This window comes from Rugamonas sp. GW822-FHT03B10, assembly GCF_058801745.1.
Map to the genome: position 1 here is coordinate 17,395 of NZ_JBXANP010000029.1, position 19,594 is coordinate 36,988.

General features: G+C 65.3%; 18 protein-coding genes and 2 tRNA genes. 17 read left to right on the forward strand and 3 right to left on the reverse strand.

The window, feature by feature from the left end; genetic code table 11:
- Positions 1-109: 109 nt before the first annotated feature.
- On the reverse strand, positions 110-904 hold the full coding sequence (locus tag AC1RQG_RS26280; RefSeq protein WP_493136097.1) for a 3-hydroxybutyrate dehydrogenase: 795 nt from the start codon (positions 902-904) through the stop codon (positions 110-112).
- A 166-nt stretch (positions 905-1,070) separates the two neighbouring features.
- Between AC1RQG_RS26280 and AC1RQG_RS26285 the strand changes: the two genes are divergently transcribed.
- The 15 genes from AC1RQG_RS26285 to AC1RQG_RS26355 all read left to right on the forward strand — a co-directional run bounded on the left by AC1RQG_RS26285 (position 1,071) and on the right by AC1RQG_RS26355 (position 15,468).
- Positions 1,071-1,952 (forward strand): alpha/beta fold hydrolase, encoded by an 882-nt coding sequence (locus AC1RQG_RS26285; RefSeq protein ID WP_493136099.1) that lies wholly within the window; start codon positions 1,071-1,073, stop codon positions 1,950-1,952.
- 21 nt (positions 1,953-1,973) lie between these two features.
- Positions 1,974-2,324 carry a RidA family protein gene (locus tag AC1RQG_RS26290; protein ID WP_493136101.1) on the forward strand — a complete coding sequence of 117 codons (351 nt, stop codon included), beginning with the start codon at positions 1,974-1,976 and terminating at the stop codon, positions 2,322-2,324.
- Positions 2,325-2,331: 7 nt separating this feature from the next.
- Entirely contained in the window at positions 2,332-4,578 is a 2,247-nt protein-coding gene (locus AC1RQG_RS26295) for a RelA/SpoT family protein (RefSeq protein ID WP_493136103.1), read from the forward strand.
- A 93-nt stretch (positions 4,579-4,671) separates the two neighbouring features.
- Positions 4,672-4,748 (forward strand) — tRNA-Val (locus AC1RQG_RS26300).
- A 45-nt stretch (positions 4,749-4,793) separates the two neighbouring features.
- Positions 4,794-4,870, forward strand: a tRNA-Val gene (locus AC1RQG_RS26305).
- Positions 4,871-5,067: 197 nt separating this feature from the next.
- Positions 5,068-6,975 carry a threonine--tRNA ligase gene (gene thrS / locus AC1RQG_RS26310; RefSeq protein WP_493136105.1) on the forward strand — a complete coding sequence of 636 codons (1,908 nt, stop codon included), beginning with the start codon at positions 5,068-5,070 and terminating at the stop codon, positions 6,973-6,975.
- Between the two features lie 50 nt (positions 6,976-7,025).
- A complete protein-coding gene (gene infC / locus AC1RQG_RS26315; RefSeq protein WP_493136128.1) occupies positions 7,026-7,547 on the forward strand; it encodes a translation initiation factor IF-3 in 522 nt (173 codons plus the stop codon).
- Between the two features lie 210 nt (positions 7,548-7,757).
- The gene (gene rpmI / locus AC1RQG_RS26320; protein ID WP_057262756.1) at positions 7,758-7,955 is read left to right on the forward strand and encodes a 50S ribosomal protein L35; all 198 of its coding nucleotides are present in this window, start codon (positions 7,758-7,760) and stop codon (positions 7,953-7,955) included.
- A gap of 25 nt (positions 7,956-7,980) precedes the next feature.
- A complete protein-coding gene (gene rplT / locus AC1RQG_RS26325; RefSeq protein WP_182154762.1) occupies positions 7,981-8,340 on the forward strand; it encodes a 50S ribosomal protein L20 in 360 nt (119 codons plus the stop codon).
- Positions 8,341-8,438: 98 nt separating this feature from the next.
- Positions 8,439-9,458, forward strand: coding sequence for a phenylalanine--tRNA ligase subunit alpha (pheS, locus tag AC1RQG_RS26330; protein ID WP_182219731.1), 1,020 nt, complete (start codon positions 8,439-8,441; stop codon positions 9,456-9,458).
- 85 nt (positions 9,459-9,543) lie between these two features.
- Complete coding sequence (gene pheT, locus AC1RQG_RS26335) at positions 9,544-11,970, forward strand: phenylalanine--tRNA ligase subunit beta (RefSeq protein ID WP_493136109.1); 2,427 nt, start codon at positions 9,544-9,546, stop codon at positions 11,968-11,970.
- Between the two features lie 164 nt (positions 11,971-12,134).
- Positions 12,135-12,485, forward strand: a complete 351-nt coding sequence (locus tag AC1RQG_RS26340; protein WP_182162222.1) for an integration host factor subunit alpha — start codon at positions 12,135-12,137, stop codon at positions 12,483-12,485.
- A gap of 16 nt (positions 12,486-12,501) precedes the next feature.
- Positions 12,502-12,912 (forward strand): MerR family transcriptional regulator, encoded by a 411-nt coding sequence (locus tag AC1RQG_RS26345; protein WP_493136111.1) that lies wholly within the window; start codon positions 12,502-12,504, stop codon positions 12,910-12,912.
- 207 nt (positions 12,913-13,119) lie between these two features.
- Entirely contained in the window at positions 13,120-13,752 is a 633-nt protein-coding gene (locus tag AC1RQG_RS26350; RefSeq protein WP_493136113.1) for a response regulator, read from the forward strand.
- Between the two features lie 123 nt (positions 13,753-13,875).
- Positions 13,876-15,468, forward strand: a complete 1,593-nt coding sequence (locus AC1RQG_RS26355) for a CHASE3 domain-containing protein (RefSeq protein ID WP_493136115.1) — start codon at positions 13,876-13,878, stop codon at positions 15,466-15,468.
- Here AC1RQG_RS26355 and AC1RQG_RS26360 read toward each other — a convergent pair.
- Complete coding sequence (locus AC1RQG_RS26360) at positions 15,365-16,174, reverse strand: Crp/Fnr family transcriptional regulator (protein WP_182162230.1); 810 nt, start codon at positions 16,172-16,174, stop codon at positions 15,365-15,367. The two genes, AC1RQG_RS26355 and AC1RQG_RS26360, sit on opposite strands and share 104 nt — an antisense overlap.
- Before the next feature lie 190 nt (positions 16,175-16,364).
- Positions 16,365-18,464 carry a methyl-accepting chemotaxis protein gene (locus AC1RQG_RS26365; RefSeq protein ID WP_493136118.1) on the reverse strand — a complete coding sequence of 700 codons (2,100 nt, stop codon included), beginning with the start codon at positions 18,462-18,464 and terminating at the stop codon, positions 16,365-16,367.
- Between the two features lie 200 nt (positions 18,465-18,664).
- Here AC1RQG_RS26365 and AC1RQG_RS26370 point away from each other — a divergent pair, with 200 nt between their 5' ends.
- Together AC1RQG_RS26370 and AC1RQG_RS26375 are read left to right on the forward strand one after the other, a co-directional pair.
- On the forward strand, positions 18,665-19,345 hold the full coding sequence (locus AC1RQG_RS26370; RefSeq protein ID WP_493136120.1) for a response regulator transcription factor: 681 nt from the start codon (positions 18,665-18,667) through the stop codon (positions 19,343-19,345).
- The coding region (locus AC1RQG_RS26375) for a sensor histidine kinase N-terminal domain-containing protein (RefSeq protein ID WP_493136122.1) at positions 19,338-19,594 on the forward strand (257 nt) is incomplete at its 3' end. The genes AC1RQG_RS26370 and AC1RQG_RS26375, both read left to right, overlap by 8 nt.

A 19,594-nucleotide genomic window follows, 5' to 3' on the forward strand; every position in this document is an offset into this window, starting at 1 on the left:
AACGTCGTTCCCGCGAAGGCGGGAACCCATGGAAAGCAAGCGTTTACGTACCTCAAGCGTCCTATCGGTACCCGCTTTCGCGGGTACGACGAGTTTAACTTGGCGGCTGTTACTGGGCCACCCAGCCGCCGTCCATGTTCCAGGTCGCGCCGCGCACCTGGCGCGCCGCGTCGCTGCACAGGAACACGGCCATCGCGCCCAGTTCCTCGGGGGTGACGAACTCGCCCGACGGCTGCTTGTCGGCCAGCAGCGCGCGCTTGGCGTCCTCGTTGCTCAGGCCATCCTTGGCGGCGCGCGCGTCGACCTGCTTCTGCACCAGCGGCGTCAGCACCCAGCCCGGGCAGATGGCGTTGGCGGTGATGCCGGTGGTGGCCGTCTCCAGCGCCGTCACCTTGGTCAGGCCCAGCAGGCCGTGCTTGGCCGCCACGTAGGCCGATTTCTGCTCCGAGCCCACCAGGCCGTGCACCGAGGCCAGGTTGATGATGCGGCCCCAGTTCTTCGCCCGCATGCCCGGCAGCGCCAGGCGGGTGGTGTGGAAGGCCGAGGTCAGGTTGATGGCGAGGATGGCGTCCCATTTCTCGACCGGGAAGTCCTCGACCTTGGCCACGTACTGGATGCCGGCGTTGTTGACCAGCACGTCCACGCCGCCGAACTTGGCGGCCGCGAACGCCATCATGGCCTCGATCTCGGCCGGTTTGGACATATCGGCGTTGTGGTAGGCCGTCTGGACCTTGAATTCGCGGGCCACGTCGGCCTGCAGTTTGTCGATCTCGGCGGCGTCGCCGAAACCGTTGAATACGATGTTGGCGCCTTCAGCGGCCAGCGCGCGCGCCATGCCGAGGCCGATGCCGGAGGTGGAGCCGGTGACCAGTGCGGTTTTGCCTGCCAGGAGTGTGCTTGCCATGATGTCCTCTGTGAAAAAGTTCGCGGGTTGGTGGTCTGGAGCATGCTGCGCTACACTGCGGTAAGATTTTCAGCGCAACGCCCGGTAAAATGGATCACCCGTCATCATTACATAAAAATCCACCTGCGGTATTTGGAAACGAATCCGCGTTTGACAAGGAAGTGGCATGTTCGAAGCAAAATTGAAGTCTGTTCAGTGCCTGTCCATGGCCGGCCTGCATCATATGGCGTACAAGGAGTGGGGCGAGGCGGACAATCCGAACGTGCTGGTCTGCGTGCATGGCGTGACCCGGGTGTCGGACGATTTCGACGCCATGGCGCGCGCGCTGGCCGCCGACTACCGCGTGATCTGCCCCGACGTGGTCGGGCGCGGCCGCTCGGGCCGGCTGCGCGATCCGCAGCTGTATGTGATCCCCCAGTATGTGAGCGACATGGTCACGCTGCTGGCGCGCGTGCTGGCCAACAATGAGCGCCAGAGCGTGGACTGGTTCGGCACCTCGATGGGCGGCCTGATCGGCCTGGGCCTGGCTTCGCTGCCGGGCAACCCGATCGCCCGCCTGATCCTGAACGACATCGGCCCGTCGCTGGAGGCGCCGGCCCTGCAACGCATCGGCGACTACATCGGCCAGGATCTGCGCTTCCCCACGTTCGAGGAGGGCGCGCGCTTCGTGCGCGACGTCTCGCTCACGTTCGGCCCGCACACGGAGGCCGAGTGGCACAAGCTGGCGGCCGACGTGCTGCGCCAGGACAAGGATGGCATGTGGGTGCGCCATTACGACATGGGCCTGGCCCAGCCGTTCCGCGCCGCCACGCCCGAATCGGTGGCGGCCGACCAGGCGACGCTGTGGGCGTCGTACGACGCCATCACCTGCCCGACCCTGCTGATCCGCGGCGGCGAATCGGACCTGCTGTCGCGCGCGACGGCCGACATCATGACGCAGCGCGGACCGCGCGCCACGCTGGTGGAGGTGCCCGGTGTCGGCCACGCGCCGACCTTCGTGCACGACGACCAGATCGCCATCGTCAAGCAATTCTTACTGAACCAATGAACCGCAACAAGAACGAGAACCATGGAAATTAAACGACTGCATGTGGGCAAGCGCCTGTCCGAAGTGGCGATCCACAACAACACCGTGTACCTGGCCGGCCAGGTCGCGGACGACAAGACGCAGGACATCAACGGCCAGATGCGCGAAGTGCTCGGCCACATCGACCGCCTGCTGGGCGAGGCCGGCAGCGACAAGACCTGCATCCTGAGCTGCCAGATCTACCTGACGGACCTGGCCAATTTCGCCGGCATGAACGAGGAGTGGGACGCCTGGGTGCCGCATGGCCACACGCCACCGCGCGCCACCGTGCAGGCGCAACTGGCCGATCCGGCGTGGCTGGTGGAAGTGGTCGTCACCGCCGCAGTGCGTTAGGCGGCATATGGTTTCTATCGCAGCGCTCAACAGCGCAACCTCGGACCAGCTGGTGCAAGGCCTGTCGGCCGACGATGGCGCGCGCGTGCTGGCCGCCCTCGACGCGGCCGGCGCGGCCTATGGCGACCGGCTGTGCAGTTCCGGCCAGCCGGCCTTCGACTTCGCCGTCGGCGTGGCCGGCACGCTGGCCTTCCTGCGCACGGACGCGGAAACCCGCATCGCCGGCCTGATGTTCGAACTGACCCTGCTCGATCCCGCCACGGCGCCCACCATCGAGCCGCGTTTCGGCAAGGAGGTGTGCGACCTGGTGTCGGGCGTGCGCCAGCTGATCCGGCTGCGCGAGCTGACGCGCGGCCAGCAGGAGGCGGGCGGGCGCGGCAAGAACGCCGCCCAGCTGGCCGTGGCCCAGGTGGAAACGCTGCGCAAGATGCTGCTGGCCATGGCCAGCGACATGCGCGTGGTGCTGGTGCGCCTGGCCTCGTGCGTGACGACCTTGCGCTACTTCGCCGACATCAAGCTGTTCAACGAGGCCACCCGCGCCTACGGGCGCGAGACGCTGGACCTGTACGCGCCGCTGGCCAACCGGCTTGGCATCTGGCAGCTCAAGTGGGAGCTGGAGGACTTGTCGTTCCGCTTCATCGAGCCCGACACGTACAAGCGCATCGCCAAGATGCTCGAGGAAAAGCGCATGATGCGCGAAGGCTTCGTCACCTCGGCCATCGCGCGCTTGCAGTCGGAGATGCAGGCGGCCGGCATCCAGGCCGAGGTGTTCGGCCGGCCCAAGCACATCTACAGCATCTGGAACAAGATGCGCGGCAAGGAGCTCGACTTCACCGACCTGTACGACGTGCGGGCGTTCCGCGTGATCGTGGCCGACGTCAAGACCTGCTACACGGTGCTGGGCGTGGTGCACAACATCTGGACCCCGATCCCCAAGGAATTCGACGACTACATCTCGCGGCCCAAGCCCAACGGCTACCAGTCGCTGCACACGGTGGTGACGGCCGAGGATGGCCGCCCGCTGGAGGTGCAGATCCGCACCCAGGAGATGCACAACTTCGCCGAGTACGGCGTGGCGGCCCACTGGCGCTACAAGGAGGAGGGCGGTTCCAACTTCGCCGGCCAGAAGTACGACGAGAAGATCGCCTGGCTGCGCCAGCTGCTGGCGTGGAAGACCGACGTGGCGGACGCCGTGGTGGGCCAGGAGGAGACCCAGCGCGAGTGGGTGGAAAAACTCAAGGCGGCCACGCTGGACGACCGCATCTTCGTGCTCACGCCGCAGGCGCGCGTGCTCGAACTGCCGGTGGGCGCCACCCCGATCGACTTCGCCTACCACCTGCACAGCGACGTGGGCCACCGTTGCCGCGGCGCGCGCGTGGACGGCGTGATGGTGCCGCTCAACACGCCGCTCAGGAACGGCCAGACCTGCGAGATCATCACGGCCAAGGGCGCGCCCGGCACGGCCGGCCCGTCGCGCGACTGGCTCAACGCGGACTACACGGTCAGCAGCCGCACGCGCTCGAAGATCCGGGCCTGGTTCCATGCGATCGACATCCAGGAAACCCTGTCCAACGGCCGCGCGCTGGTGGAGAAGTCGCTGCAGCGCGAAGGCAAGACGGCCGTCAACCTGGAGGCGCTGGCGCAAAAGCTGGGCTTCGCCAAGGTGGACGACCTGTTCCTTCAGGTCGGCAAGGACTTGTTCAGCCTGCGCCATGTGGAAGCCGCCCTGCACGAGCAGGCCGAGCCGGCCGCGCCCGAGGACGCCGTGGTGCTGGGCAAGAGCCGCGCCTCGAGCGTGGAGCAGGGCGCCAAGTCGGGCGTGCTGGTGGTGGGCACGGACGGCCTGATGACGCAGCTGGCCAAGTGCTGCAAGCCGGCGCCGCCGGACAGCATCGTCGGCTTCGTGACGCGCGGCAAGGGCGTCTCGATCCACCGCGCCACGTGCAAGAACTTCGCCGAGATGCGGGCCAAGGCGCCCGAGCGGGTGATCGTGACGGACTGGGGGCGGGCCGAGCGCGACACCGTGTACCCGGTCGACATCTTCATCCTGGCCGGCGACCGCCAGGGGCTGCTGCGCGACATCTCCGAGATCTTCTCGCGCGAGAAGATCAACGTGATCGGCGTGAACACCCAGTCGGCCAAGGGCCAGGCGCGCATGACCTTCACGGCCGAGATCGGCTCCACGGCGCAGTTGCAAAAGGCGCTGCTGGCGATCACGGAAGTGGGCGGCGTGCTGGAGGCGCGGCGGGCGTGATGGGGCCCGTCCGGCGGGATGGTGCTTTCAATAAATATTTCCTTTTGAAAGCCCTTGTCATTCCGCGGATGGCTCTCTATAATGCTGGTCTTCGGGCGGTTAGTTCAGCTGGTTAGAATACTTGGTCGACATCCAAGGGGTCGCAGATTCGAATTCTGCACCGCCCACCAGAACACTTGTAGCAGGCAGTAAAAAAGGTAAGATTGCAGTACCACGGGCGGTTAGTTCAGCTGGTTAGAATACTTGGTCGACATCCAAGGGGTCGCAGATTCGAATTCTGCACCGCCCACCAGAACATGTAAGAGCGAGAAAGGCAATCCGGTTATGACACCGCGAACTACGACCAAGTATTGGGAGTGACGCTAGTCGAACGGATTTCTTTTGCTCGAAAAAAGAGAAAACGCGGCTAGTCCGCGTTTTTTTTCGTCCGTATTTTTACAGTTATTCTTTTTGCAGTATTTTTCGGCGCACGCCGCTTTGGAGATCAATATGCTTTCAGTCCGCCTCCCAGATGGTTCGGCCCGTCAATTCGACGGCCCAGTCACCGTAGCCCAAGTGGCGGCCAGCATCGGCGCCGGCCTGGCCAAGGCCGCGCTGGCCGGCAAGGTGGATGGCAAGCTGGTCGATACCTCCTTCCTGATCGAAAAAGATGCGGACCTGGCCATCGTCACCGACAAGGACGCCGACGGTCTGGAGGTGATCCGCCACTCGACGGCCCACTTGCTGGCCTACGCCGTCAAGGAATTGTTCCCCGACGCGCAGGTGACGATCGGTCCCGTGATCGAAAAAGGCTTCTACTACGATTTCTCGTACAAGCGCCCGTTCACGCCGGACGACCTGGTGGCGATCGAGAAGAAGATGGCCGAGCTGGCCAAGAAGGACGAGCCGGTCACGCGCAAGGTGCTGCCGCGCGACGAGGCGATCGCCTACTTCAAGTCCATCGGCGAGGCGTACAAGGCCGAGCTGATCGAAGCCATCCCGGCCGACCAGGAAGTGTCGCTGTACACGGAAGGCAAGTTCACCGACCTGTGCCGCGGCCCGCACGTGCCATCGACCGGCAAGCTGAAGGTGTTCAAGCTGATGAAGCTGGCCGGCGCCTACTGGCGCGGCGACTCCAAGAACGAGATGCTGCAGCGCGTGTACGGCACCGCCTGGACCAAGAAGGAGGACCAGGAGCAGTACCTGTTCGCGCTGGAGGAGGCGGAAAAGCGCGACCACCGCAAGCTGGGCAAGCAGCTCGACTTCTTCCACTTCCAGGACGAGGCGCCGGGCCTGGTGTTCTGGCACCCGAAGGGCTGGACCATCTGGCAGCAGGTCGAGCAATACATGCGCAATAAATACCAGGTCAACGGCTACCAGGAGGTGAAGGCGCCGCAGATCCTCGACGCCAGCCTGTGGGGCAAGACCGGCCACTGGGACAACTACCGCGAGAACATGTTCGTGACCGAGTCGGAAAACCGCTCGTACGCGCTGAAGCCGATGAACTGCCCCGGTCACGTGCAGATCTTCAACAGCAACATGCGCAGCTACCGCGACCTGCCGCTGCGCTACGGCGAGTTCGGCCAGTGCCACCGCAACGAGCCGTCCGGCGCGCTGCACGGCATCATGCGCGTGCGCGGCTTCACCCAGGACGACGGCCACATCTTCTGCACGGAAGAGCAGATCGAGCCGGAAGTGGTGGCCTTCCACACGCAGGCGATGGAGGTCTACAAGGACTTCGATTTCAATAACATCGAAGTGAAACTGGCGCTGCGCCCCGACAACCGCATCGGCACCGACGAGGTGTGGAACGAGGCCGAGGACGCGCTGCGCTCCGGCCTGCGCGCCTGCGGCGTGACGTGGACCGAGTTGCCGGGCGAGGGCGCGTTCTACGGTCCGAAGATCGAGTACCACCTGAAGGATTCGCTGGGCCGCCCATGGCAGGTCGGCACCATGCAGGTCGACTTCTTCATGCCCGAGCGCCTCGGCGCCGAGTATGTGGCGGCCGACAACAGCCGCCAGGTGCCCGTCATGCTGCACCGGGCCATCGTCGGCTCGATGGAGCGCTTCATCGGCATCCTGATCGAGAACTACGCGGGCGCCTTGCCGATGTGGCTGGCGCCGGTGCAGGTGTCGGTGCTCAACATCTCCGATGCGCAGGCCGAATATGTGCAGGAAGTGGCTGAAAAGCTGCGCCGGTGCGGGTTCCGGGTGCAGACCGATTTGCGGAACGAGAAGATAACGTATAAAATACGCGAACATTCCGTCCAAAAACTGCCCTACATCCTTGTGGTTGGCGACAAAGAGCGGGATGCCCATACCGTGGCCGTGCGGGCACGGGGCAACGTCGACCTGGGTGTCATGTCCGTCGATGCCCTGGTGGAACGACTCCAGCAAGATGTCGCAAACAAAGCCTGACGAGGCGACTCGCAGCGCGGCCGAATACTCAGACATTAAAAGGAAACACCATAGCTACTGACAAGTCGCATCGCATCAATGGCGAAATCACTGCCCCTGAAATGCGTTTAAGCGGGGTCGATAACGAGCCTCTCGGTATCGTGACTTTGGCCGAAGCCTTCCGCCTGGCGGAAGAGGCAAACGTCGACCTGGTGGAAATCGCGCCGACCGCGCAGCCGCCAGTGTGCCGTTTGATGGACTACGGCAAATTCAAGTATTCGGAGCAGAAGAAGGCTCACGAAGCGAAATTGAAGCAGAAGGTCATCTCGGTGAAGGAAGTCAAGTTCCGTCCCGGCACCGATGACGGCGATTACAATATCAAGCTGCGCAACCTCGTCAAATTCCTCGAGGAAGGCGACAAGACCAAGATCACGCTGCGCTTCCGCGGTCGTGAGATGGCGCACCAGGATATTGGCTTCCGCATGCTGGAACGTCTGAAGGCCGATCTGGAACCGTTCGGCCAGGTCGAGCAGTTCCCGAAGATGGAAGGCCGTCAGATGATCATGGTGCTCGCTCCCAAGAAGAAGAAATAATACGCCGTGAATCGCCGACCGGCGCCCGTGTGGGCGCCGGTTGCGATTTGCGTGCACGATTGCGGCGGTTGGTCTATAATGGCCGGCTGTTGTAATGTAGTGGACTCGCATCCACTGCAATAACAAGTGAAAGCAGGCATCTAAGCGCAACGTAGTGTTGCCACCTGCAATCCTGTTGATATGGAGCTGTCCGTAAGAGGACAGATTGCTATGCCAAAAATGAAAACCAAAAGCTCCGCGAAAAAACGTTTTCGCGTGCGTCCGGGTGGTACCGTTAAATCGGGTATGGCGTTCAAACGCCACATCCTGACCAAGAAGACCACCAAAAACAAGCGTCAGCTGCGCGGCACCCGTAACATCAACGCTTCGGACGTCACGTCCGTGCTGCGTATGATGCCATCCGCTTAATCTCACACTCATTTAAGGAGCTAATATGCCTCGAGTAAAACGTGGGGTTACTGCGCGTGCCCGTCATAAAAAAGTACTGAACCTGGCCAAGGGTTACCGCGGTCGTCGCAGCAAGGTATACCGTATTGCCAAGCAAGCAGTGATGCGCGCTGGCCAGTACGCCTACCGCGACCGTCGTAACAAGAAGCGCGTCTTCCGCCGCCTGTGGATCGCCCGTATCAACGCCGCTTCCCGTGAGCATGGCGTGACGTACAGCGTGTTCATGAACGGTCTGAAGAAAGCTTCGATCGAACTGGACCGTAAAGTCCTGGCCGACATGGCTGTGATGGACAAGCCAGCCTTCGCTGCGATTGTCAACGTTGTGAAAGCAAAAATCGCTGCGTAAGCATTGATTTTGTCTGCGCCACCCCAGGGGTGGCGACCAAAAGAACGGGGCAAAGGTGTATACCTGTGCCCCGTTTTTGATTGAGGAAAACGAAAAGCATGGACTCCCTGGAACAACTCGTCGCCTCCGCGGTGCAGGATTTCATGGCCGCGCAAGATGACGCGGCCGCACTGGAAAACGCCAAAGCCAAATACCTGGGCAAGACCGGCCAGATCACCGAATTGATGAAGGGCCTGGGCAAGCTGGACCCCGAGCAGCGCAAGGCGCAAGGCGCCCTGATCAACGCCGCCAAAGGGCGGATCGAAGCGGCCCTGACGGCCCGGCGCGACGCGCTGGCCGACGCCCAGATGCAAACCCGTTTGAATGCCGAGGCCATCGACGTCTCGCTGCCAGGCCGCGGCCGCGCCGGCGGCGGCATCCATCCCGTGATGCGCACGTGGGAGCGGGTCGAGGCCATCTTCCGTTCCATCGGTTTCGACGTGGCCGACGGCCCCGAGATCGAGAACGACTGGACCAACTTCACCGCCCTCAACAGCCCGGAAAACCATCCGGCCCGTTCCATGCAGGACACCTTCTACATCGAAGGCAACGACAGCGAAGGCAAGCCGCTGCTGCTGCGCACCCACACCAGCCCGATGCAGGTGCGCTACGCGCGCAGCCACACGCCGCCGATCAAGGTGATCGCGCCGGGCCGCACCTACCGCGTCGACAGCGACGCCACCCACTCGCCCATGTTCCATCAAGTGGAAGGCCTGTGGATCGCCGAGAACATCAGCTTCGCCGACCTCAAGGGCGTGTACCTGAACTTCGTCAAGGCCTTCTTCGAGACGGACGACCTGCAGGTGCGCTTCCGTCCATCGTACTTCCCGTTCACGGAACCGTCGGCCGAGATCGACATCGCGTTCGGCTCCGGTCCCCTCAAGGGCCGCTGGCTGGAGGTGTCCGGTTCGGGCCAGGTCCATCCGACCGTGGTGCGCAACTTCGGGCTCGACCCCGAGAAATACATCGGCTTCGCGTTCGGCTCCGGCCTCGAGCGCCTGACGATGCTGCGCTACGGGATCAACGACCTGCGCCTGTTCTACGAAGGCGACCTGCGTTTCCTCAAGCAGTTCAACTAATCGTCTAAACGGTTTATCACATTTAGCGGTCGAGCGTTCCGGCGCTCCCGCTCTCTGAACAATTTTTGCGGCTGAAGGCTCGATTATGCAATTTTCCGAAAACTGGCTCCGTACCATGGTCGATCCGAAGATGACTTCGGACGAACTGGCCCATCTGCTGACGATGTCCGGCCTGGAAGTAGAAGAAGTGGAAGCGGTGGCGCCGCCGTTCTCGAACGTGGTGGTGGGCCATGTGCGCGAGATGATGAAGCACCCCAACGCCGACCGCCTGAACGTGTGCCAGGTGGACGTGGGCACCGGCACCCTGCTCAACATCGTGTGCGGCGCGCCCAACGTGCGCCCCGGGTTGAAGGTGGTGTGCGCCATGGCCGGCGCCATGCTGCCGCCGGGCGCGGACGGCAAGCCGTTCGCCATCAAGGTCGGCGAGCTGCGCGGCGTCGAGTCGCAGGGCATGCTGTGCTCGGCCAAGGAACTGAAGCTGTCGGAGGAGGGCTCGGGCCTGCTGGAGCTGCCCGACGACGCGCCCGTGGGCAAGAACTTCCGCGACTACTACGCGCTCAACGACCTCAAATTCACCATCAAGCTGACCCCGAACAAGGCCGACTGCCTGTCCGTGCTGGGCGTGGCGCGCGAAGTGTCGGCCCTGACGGGCGTGGCCCTGAACGCGCCGCAGTGCCGCCCGGTGGCCGTCACCTGCGACGAGGTGCTGCCGGTCAAGGTCTCGGCGCCCGACCTGTGCGGCCGCTTCTCGGGCCGCGTGATCCGCCACCTGAACGCCAGGGCCAGCACGCCGGACTGGATCAAGCAGCGCCTCGAGCGCAGCGGCCAGCGCCCGGTGTCGGCGCTGGTCGACATCTCCAACTATGTGATGCTGGAACTGGGCCGTCCGTCGCACGTGTTCGACCTGGCCAAGATCCACGGCGGCCTGGACGTGCGCTGGGGCAAGGCCGGCGAGACCATCAAGCTGCTCAACGGCAACACCATCAGCGTGGACGAGTGGGTCGGCGTGATCGCCGACGACAAGGAACTTGAATCGCTGGCCGGCATCATGGGCGGCGACGCCACCGCCGTCTCGCTCGACACCGACAGCATCTACCTGGAGGCGGCGTTCTGGCATCCGAACGCCATCCAGGGCCGCGCGCGCCGCTACAACTTCTCGACCGACGCCGCGCACCGCTTCGAGCGCGGCGTGGACTACGCCACCACGGTCGAGCACATCGAGCGCATCACCGCGCTGATCCTGGAGATCTGCGGCACCCAGCAGACGCTGGTGGGCCCGGTCGACGACCACGTGGTCAACCTGCCGCGGCGCCAGCCCGTCACCATGCGCGCCGACCGCGCGCGCAAGGTGATCGGCGTGGCGCTGGACGACGCCACCATCGCCGACATCTTCACCCGGCTGGCGCTGCCGTTCACGGTGGCCGACGGCGTGTTCAGCGTGACGGCGCCGACCTACCGCTTCGACATCGAGATCGAGGAGGACCTGATCGAGGAAGTGGCGCGCGTGTATGGCTTCGAGAACATCCCGACCGTGGCGCCGGTGGCGGCCAACACCATGATCATCGCGCCCGAGAACACCCGCTCGCTGTTCGCCGTGCGCCACCACCTGGCCGACCTCGGCTATCAGGAAGTGATCAACATGAGCTTCGTGGAGGCGGCCTGGGAGCAGGACTTCAGCGCCAACGACGCGCCGATCAAGCTGCAGAACCCGATCGCCAGCCAGCTCAGCGTGATGCGCTCGTCGCTGATCGGCAGCCTGGTGGCCAACGTGCGCTACAACCTGAACCGCAAGGCCAACCGCGTGCGCGTGTTCGAGACCGGCGCCGTCTACCTGCGCGACGCCGGCGTGGCCGACGGTCCGCTGACCGTGGCCGGCTACCACCAGCCCAAGCGCGTGGCCGCCATGGCCTACGGCCCGGTGGCCGACGAGCAGTGGGGCCAGGCGTCCCGCAACGTCGACTTCTTCGACGTCAAGGCCGACCTGGAGCAATTGTTCGCGCCGGCCGTGGCCCGTTTCGTGAAGGCCGACCATCCGGCCCTGCACCCGGGCCGCTCGGCGCGCATCGAGCTCGACGGCAAGACCGTCGGCTACCTCGGCGAGCTGCACCCGCGCTGGATGCAGAAATACGACCTGCCGCAGGCGCCGGTCGTGTTCGAGGTCGATGCTGTTGCTCTTGAGCAACGCATGGTGCCGGTCTACGCGGAAATTTCCAAGTTCCCCGGCGCCACGCGCGACCTGGCCGTGGTGGTCAAGCACAGCGTGCCGGCGCAGGACCTGCTGGACGCGTTTAATGCTGTGGTGCAAGAAAATCCGCATGGCAAGATTGTGCAAGCCATTGTTTTGTTTGATGAATATCGCGGCAAGGGACTGGAGGCGGACGAAAAATCGCTTGCTTTCCGCTTTAGCTTGCAAGATACTCAAAACACCCTGCAGGACGACGTGGTCGACGCCGTGATGGCCGCGATGGCCGAGGCGGTCAAGCAAAAGCAGGGCGCACGCTTGCGTGCCTGAGCGCCCCCGGCGGCCCCGCGCGGGCCGCATCCTGGGCAATCGGTGGGAGTCCGGCCCGGTCCGGATTCCCCCATATTTTGATAAGGCAGGGCTGTAAAATTACTACCAACGACGTGGATTCCGCCGTCCTTCAATCCGCACTGGCCGCCGATCTGCATCGCGCCATGCAGGTGGCCAAGGTGCGCCAGGAAGCGGAAAAAGATTTGCCGACGCTGACCAAGGCGGAGCTGGCCGAACTGCTGTTCGAGCAGGTCGGCCTCAACAAGCGCGAAGCGAAGGACATGGTCGAGACCTTCTTCGACGAGATCCGCAACGCGCTCGAGCGCGGCGAGGCCGTCAAGCTGTCCGGCTTCGGCAACTTCCAGCTGCGCGACAAGCCGCAGCGGCCGGGCCGCAACCCGAAGACGGGCGAGGAGATCCCCATCACGGCGCGCCGCGTGGTGACCTTCCACGCCAGCCAGAAGCTCAAGGGCATGGTCGAGGAAAGCAATCCGGCCATGGCCCGCGCCGCCTGACAGGGACTGATCCGCGATGAACGACCGCCCCGCCAAATCCGACCTGGTTGTGTTGCCGCCGATACCGGCCAAGCGCTATTTCACGATCGGCGAGGTGAGCGAGCTGTGCGGCGTCAAGCCGCACGTGCTGCGCTACTGGGAGCAGGAGTTCACCCAGCTCAAGCCGGTCAAGCGGCGGGGCAACCGGCGCTACTACCAGCACCATGAAGTGCTGCTGATCCGCCGCATCCGCGAGCTGCTGTATGAACAGGGTTTCACCATCAGCGGCGCGCGCAATAAACTGGACAGCCGGACGGCCGATCCGGCGCAAGCGGAGTATGATGGTGCCTCCGGCCCGGACGGCAGCGCGCCGCCGGCCGGCGTCCCGGCCCTGGACCGGACGTTGATACGCAACGAACTGTTGGCGATCCTGACCCTGCTCCAGTGAGCGGGCGCAGAAAAGAAAAGGCGCGCACGAGGCGTCTTTTTTTTCGTCCACGCCGTCATCCGTGCCGTGGAATGGGCATCGCACCGTTATATCGTTGGTGCTATACTGTTAATGTTAATTTTTTTGCCAGTGCGCAATGGCGCGCGGGCGAAGGTGGCGCGGAATGCGGAGCCGCCGGTTCCGGTTCCCGCGCCACGAGGGGAAACAATGATACGCGTTGCCATTTGTGACGACCATCAGATAGTCCGTGCGGGCTTCAAGCAAATCTTTTCTTCGGCCGACGATTTCGAGGTGGTGGCCGAGGCCGGCAGTGGACGCGAGGCGCTCGACATCGCGCGCCGCGAAATCTGCGACGTGCTGCTGCTCGACATCGCCATGCCCGACCAGAGCGGCATCGACACCCTGCGCACCATCCGCCAGGGCCAGCCGGACCTGCCGGTGCTGATCCTGTCCGGCTATCCGGCCCAGCAGTACGCGCTCAACCTGTTCAAGATGGGCGCCAATGGCTACCTGAACAAGGAGTGCGAGGCCGACGAGCTGATCACGGCCGTGCGCACCGTGTTCCAGGGACGGCGCTACGTGAGCGCCACCGTGGGCGAGCTGCTGGCCCAGACCTTCGACCGCGACCCCAACACGGCGCCCCACACCGAGCTGTCGGACCGCGAATTCCAGGTGTTCCTGCGGCTGGCCCGCGGCGCCACCGTGAGCGACATCGGCGTGGCCCTGTCGCTGAGCATCAAGACGGTCAGCACCTACCGCACCCGCATCATGGAAAAGATGGGCATGCAGTCGAACAGCGACCTGACCTATTACGCGATGAAAAATAATCTGCTCGACTGAAACTGATTGATTGCGGAGGCGCGCACGGTAGGGTTGCCGCGCTGCGGCGGGCGGCCGGCCAGACTATAATGGGATGGTCTGGTGCAACTGTGCCGGCTAACCTCTCGAAGGATGCTTAACAGGATGTATTTCACCGCCACCACGGCACCCTTGCACCGTCTGCCGCTGTACAAAACCATATTGTGCGTCACTTGCGTGCTGATCCTGGTCGCCAACGGATTCAGCCTGTTCCACAATCTGCAATCGCTCAAGGGGGCCAACGCGCTGCAGAGCCAGAGTTCGCGCGTGGCCGACCGGCTGCAATACCTGAACGTGCTGGTGCTGGACGCCGAAAGCAGCCTGCGCGGCTATTTCATCTCCGGGCGCGAGTCCTATCTGGGCCCGGCCCGCACGGCCGTGACGGAATCGGAGAGCGAGTTCCGGGAACTGGAGAAACTGCTGGCCGACAGCCCGTCCCAGCTCAAGAACCTGGCCCAGCTCCACACGCTGGTGCGGCGCAAGCTGGCCCTGCTCAACCAGTCGATCGACGTCTACCGCGAAGGCGGGCTGGACGAGATCGTCAAGATCGCCAAGGTCAGCGACGGCCGTTCCAGCATGGACGAGATCCGGCTGCAGGTGGTCATCATGGAGCAGGAGCAGTACGAGACGCTGGCCGCGCGCAGCGCCATGTTCTACCACGAGTACCAGAAGGCCGTACTGCTGGGCATGGGCATCAACGCCATGGCCATCATCGTGCTGGTCATGTTCTACCAGCTGGTGCGGCGCAGTTTCCGCAACCGGGCGGCCGTCGAGCACGCCTTGCAGAAGGCCAATGAGAACCTGGAGTCGACGGTGGCCCAGCGCACCGAGCAGTTGTCGGTGCTGTCGCGCCACCTGATCAGCATCAGCGAGGAGGAGAAGGTGCGGCTGTCGCGCGAACTGCACGACGAGCTGGGCGCCAACCTGACCTCGATCGGCATGGATATCGCGGCCGTCACCCAGCAATTGCTGAAGACGGCGCCGGAACTGGCCACCCAGCTGCGCCGCGCCCGCGCCACGCTGGTGGAGACGGTGGAGATGAAGCGCCGCATCGTCGAGAACCTGCGCCCCAGCCTGCTCGACAACCTGGGCCTGTGCGCGGCCATCGAAAGCTATTGCGACGAGTTCAGCCGTCTGGCCCAGGTGCGCTGCGACGTCGACATCTCGGCCGAGCTGGAGAAGGACACGGGCCGCTCAGGCGACCTGTCGATCGCGCTGTTCCGCATCGTGCAGGAATCGCTGACCAATATCCGCAAGTACGCGCAGGCCGGCCGCGTGTCCGTCATGCTGCGCCGCACGGTCGATGGCCTGGTGCTGCGCGTGATCGACGACGGGGTGGGGATCGCGGCCAACACGGTGGCCAAGCCCATGTCGCACGGCATCCTCGGGATGCGCGAACGGGCCTTGCTGCTGGGCGGCACGCTGACCATACGGCGCGGCCGCAACGACGCGGGAACCTGTGTCGAAGCCCACATCCCGCTGCGCCGCAAGCCGGCGGCCGGGGTGGCGCAGCCGCCGGAACTGGCGGCCATGCAGGCTGCGGCCGGCAAGGGATCGGGCGCCGGCGCCGGGACGGCGGGCGGCGTGGCCAACGTCAGCAGCGCGCCACATCCAGCAGCAGACGGTCATATTCCGTCTTCGCCACCTTGTAGCACTCGCCCGCATACTGTTCCAGACCTGGACGATCGAGCACCGTGATGTTGCCGCGGCGGTAGGTGATCATGCCTTCGTCCTGCAGCTTGCCGGCGGCGGCCGTGATGCTTTCGCGCCGCACGCCGAGCATGATGGAGATCATCTCCTGCGTCACCTTCAATTCGTTCGATGGCGAACGATCGAGGCGGTCGAGCAGCCAGCGGCACAGTTTCTGTTCGATCGAGCTGTGCATGCCGCCCACCGTGTTCTGCGCCATCTGCGCGAACAGGGCCGTGTTGTAGCGCATCAGCAGCTGGGGCAGGGCGCCGCCCTGGTTGAAGGCGTCGCGCAGCTGCTGGGCCTTGAGCCGGTAGCCGTAGCCGGCGCTTTGCACGACGGCGCTGCACATGGCCCGCTCGCCGGCGAACAGCGACACGCCGGCCACGCCCTCATGGCCGACCACGGCGATTTCCGTGGTGGCGCCGTCCTCCATCACATACAGCAGCGAAACGATGGCCGTGGTGGGGAAGTACACATTGTCGAGCGTGGCGCCGTAGGTGAAGAGCTCCTTGCCGAACGGCAGTTGTACCAGTTCCAGGTGTTCGAACAGCGATTCCAGCACTTCGCGCGGGAGGGCGGCCAGCAACTCGTTCTGCTGGGCGCCGCTGTGGCTGACAACTGGCCGTGGCACAAGCTTGAGCTCGCGTGACTGGGCGGAGGCGCTACGGGCGCGCGGCGCTTTGACGGTGGCAACAAGTTGAGTGTTGTTCATTTTCTTCCTCGCAAACTTAAAGTACAGGTGTCAGGCGAGGCGGCTGGCGCGCACCTCGCGTATGGCAGTCACTTTAAGCGTTAAGTTAGATAGCGAACATAAGAGGACTAGTCGCCCCGGTGTAGGCAGGCAACATGCAGCTTTGTCAGCCTATTCCTACTGTAGAGCCAGACCCGGCCCTGCCGGGGGATCAGGCGCGGCGCTGGCGTTCGCCGTGGCGCGGGGCCAGGCGCGGCTTGTTGGCCGACCAGACGCCGGCCGGCGCCACGGCGGCCAGCGCGCCGGCCACGGCGGGGGCGGACGGGGCGGCGCCCAGGTCCGCCGGGTGCGCGGGGTGCGCCGTCGCGTGCGCGCCGTCGGCCTGGTCGAGCCGGAAGCGGCTGACGGCCTCGGCGAGCTGGGCCGTTTCGGCGTGCAGGCGCGCCGAACCGTCGCCGGCCTGCTGCACCAGCGCCGCGTTCTGGCCCGTCATCTGGTCGATGCGGGCCAGCGCCGCGCCCACCTGGGCGATGTCGGCGCTCTGGCCGGCCTCGGCGGCGCTGATCTGCTCGATCACGGCGGCCGCCTCGCGCACGGCCTGGACCACGTCGGCCATGGTGCTGCCGGCCACGTTGACCAGTTCGCTGCCCGCTTCCACCTGGGCCACCGAGTCGCCGATCAGTTGCTTGATCTCCAGCGCGGCCGCCGCCGAGCGCTGGGCCAGGTTGCGCACCTCGCCGGCCACGACGGCGAAGCCGCGGCCCTGTTCGCCGGCCCGGGCCGCCTCGACGGCCGCGTTCAGGGCCAGGATGTTGGTCTGGAACGCGATGCCGTTGATGACGCCGATGATGTCGACGATGCGGTTCGAGCTGCCCCGGATCGAGGCCATGGTGTCGACCACCGCGCCCACCGTCTGGCCGCCGCGCTGGGCCAGCTCCGAGGCCGACACGATCAGTGCGTGGCCGCGCTGGGCGTGGGCCGCGCCGCGCTGCACGGTGGCCGTCAGCTGGCGCATCGAGGCCACCGTGTCGGCCAGCGCCGCGCTCTGGCTGCTGGTGTGGTGCGACAGGCTGGCGTTGCCCTCGGCCAGCGCGTCGGTGGCGCCGGCGATGGCGCCGGCGCCGCTGCGGATCCCGGCCACCAGCGTGGCCAGCGCGCCCGTCATGCCGCCGAAGGCGTTGACCAGGCCGCCGATCTCGTCGTTGCCGCGCGAGCTGATGCGTTCGGTCAGGTCGCCGGCCGCCGCGCTTTGCACGGCGCCGCGCAGGTGGGCGATGTCGAGCGCGAACGAGCTGTAGAAGCCGGCGAACAGCCAGGCGGCCAGCGCGGCCACGGCCAGCACGGCGCCCAGCATCAGGTTGCGGCGCAGGCGGTCGCGCGCGATGCGCTCGGCCAGCAACTGGTCGAGCACCTTGGCCGAGGCCGACGAGAAGCCGTACAGGCCGTCGATGGCCTGGTCGCCGGCCGCGTTGAATTCCTTGCCCGAGGTCTGGTTGTAGGAATTGGTCACTTCATTCTTGGCCCGTTCGAGGAAGGCCAGCGCGGCCGGCACGGCGCCCAGCTGCGGCTGCAGCACGGGCTTGAGCTGGGGATTGTTGCGGAACACGGCGTCGAACTGGGCCGGCACCCGCTCCAGGTCGTGGCGGGCGATCATGGCCGTGGCGTTCAGCAGCTGATCCTCGTTGCCTTCCAGCAGGCCGGTGTCGATGAAGGCGGCGCCGCGGCCGGCGATCACGGACAGGCCCTCGGCGATGTCGGGGAAGGTCTTGAGGAAGGAGGCGATCAGGTAATAGGTCTGCACCTCGGGGTCCAGGCTCAGGCTGGCGCGGTCGGCCACCAGCGTGGTCAGGCGCGCCATGTCGGCCACCAGCGCGCTGTGCAGGGCGAAGCTGTCCCTGGCGTCGAGCGCGGCCTGGCGCTGCAGCAGCTCCTCCCAGCGCTTCTTCAGCGCCTGCCACTCGGGCAGGGCGGCCACGCTGCCGGCGCCGGCCTGGAAGGCGTCGAGCTGGCGCATGCGCTGGGCGATGGCGTCGCGCTGGGGCGCCGGCGCCGCGTTGGCCGGGCTGGCGTGGCGCAGGTGCTCCTGGGCCCGCAGCTGCTGGGTCAGCCTGGTGATCTCCTGCAACTGCACGATGTAGGCCACGCCGCGCTGTTCCTGCTCCGTGCGGGCGATGGACTTGTGCAGCTCCTGCATCAGCATGGCCGTCACCAGCAGCAGCGGCAACAGGAACACGAGGCAGATCAGGGTGAATTTGGGCAGCAGGCGCAGGCGCTGCATCAGGGCGACGGCAGGCTGGAGAAGGGCGGTCATGTATTTTCCATAATTGAATTGGTGTTTCTTCAATGCAATAATGCACGGCAAATATGACAGCATGATGAATTTGCCTCATGCGGCACCGCGGCATGGCGTTTTGTTTTGGGTCTGTGCAACAAATGCCGCATAATGCGAGCAGCGGGCGCTGGCCCGCGTGGATCCCCCTTGATTCCCTTCCTTATTCCTGTCAATTGAGCATGCGCGTACTAGTGGTGGAAGACGATGCCGTGCTGGCCGACGGGCTGGCGCGCGCGCTGGCCGGGCACGGCATGGCGGTGGACGTGGTGCGCCACGGCGACCAGGCCGACCAGTTGTTGCAGCGGCCCGGCGCGGCCGACGTGGTGGTGCTCGACATCGGCCTGCCCGGCATCGACGGTTTCGAGGTGGTGCGCCGGCTGCGTCTGCGCGGCGGCGCCACCCCGGTGCTGCTGCTGACGGCGCGCGACGCCATCGAGGACCGGGTCCAGGGCCTGGAGCTGGGCGCCGACGATTACCTGGTCAAGCCGTTCGCCACCGCCGAGCTGGTGGCGCGCGTGCGCGCGCTGGCGCGGCGCAACGCGCCCAAGCCCACCGTGCTGGCGCTGGGCGACCTCACGCTCGACACCACGGCCAAGCGGGCCCGCATCGGCGAACGGGTGATCGAGTTGTCGGTGCGCGAGTGGGCCGTGCTCGAATACCTGTTGCAGCACGGCGCGCGCGTGGTGTCCAAGCAGCAGATCATCGACGCCATCCTGCCGTGGGGCGACGACCTGACGCTGAACGCGGTGGAGGTCTACATCTCGCGCCTGCGCCTGAAGATCGCCGACGCCGGCATCAGCATCCGCACCATCCGCGGCTTCGGCTACATGCTGGAAGCGACCGCCCCCGACCATGCCTAGCATCCGCCTGCGCCTGCTGCGCTGGCTGATCGGGCCGATCCTGCTGCTCAACCTGGCCGGCGGCGCGCTCACCTACCTGCTGGCGTGGATGCCGGCCCAGGCCGCGTTCGACCAGGCGCTGTCCGACGCGGCCGGCGCGCTCGGCGCGCGCCTGGGCGAGCGCGACGGCCGCTGGCAGATCGACCTGCCGCGCCAGGCCGAGCAGGTGCTGCGCAACGACCAGACCGACGCCGTCTATTTTTCCGTGCG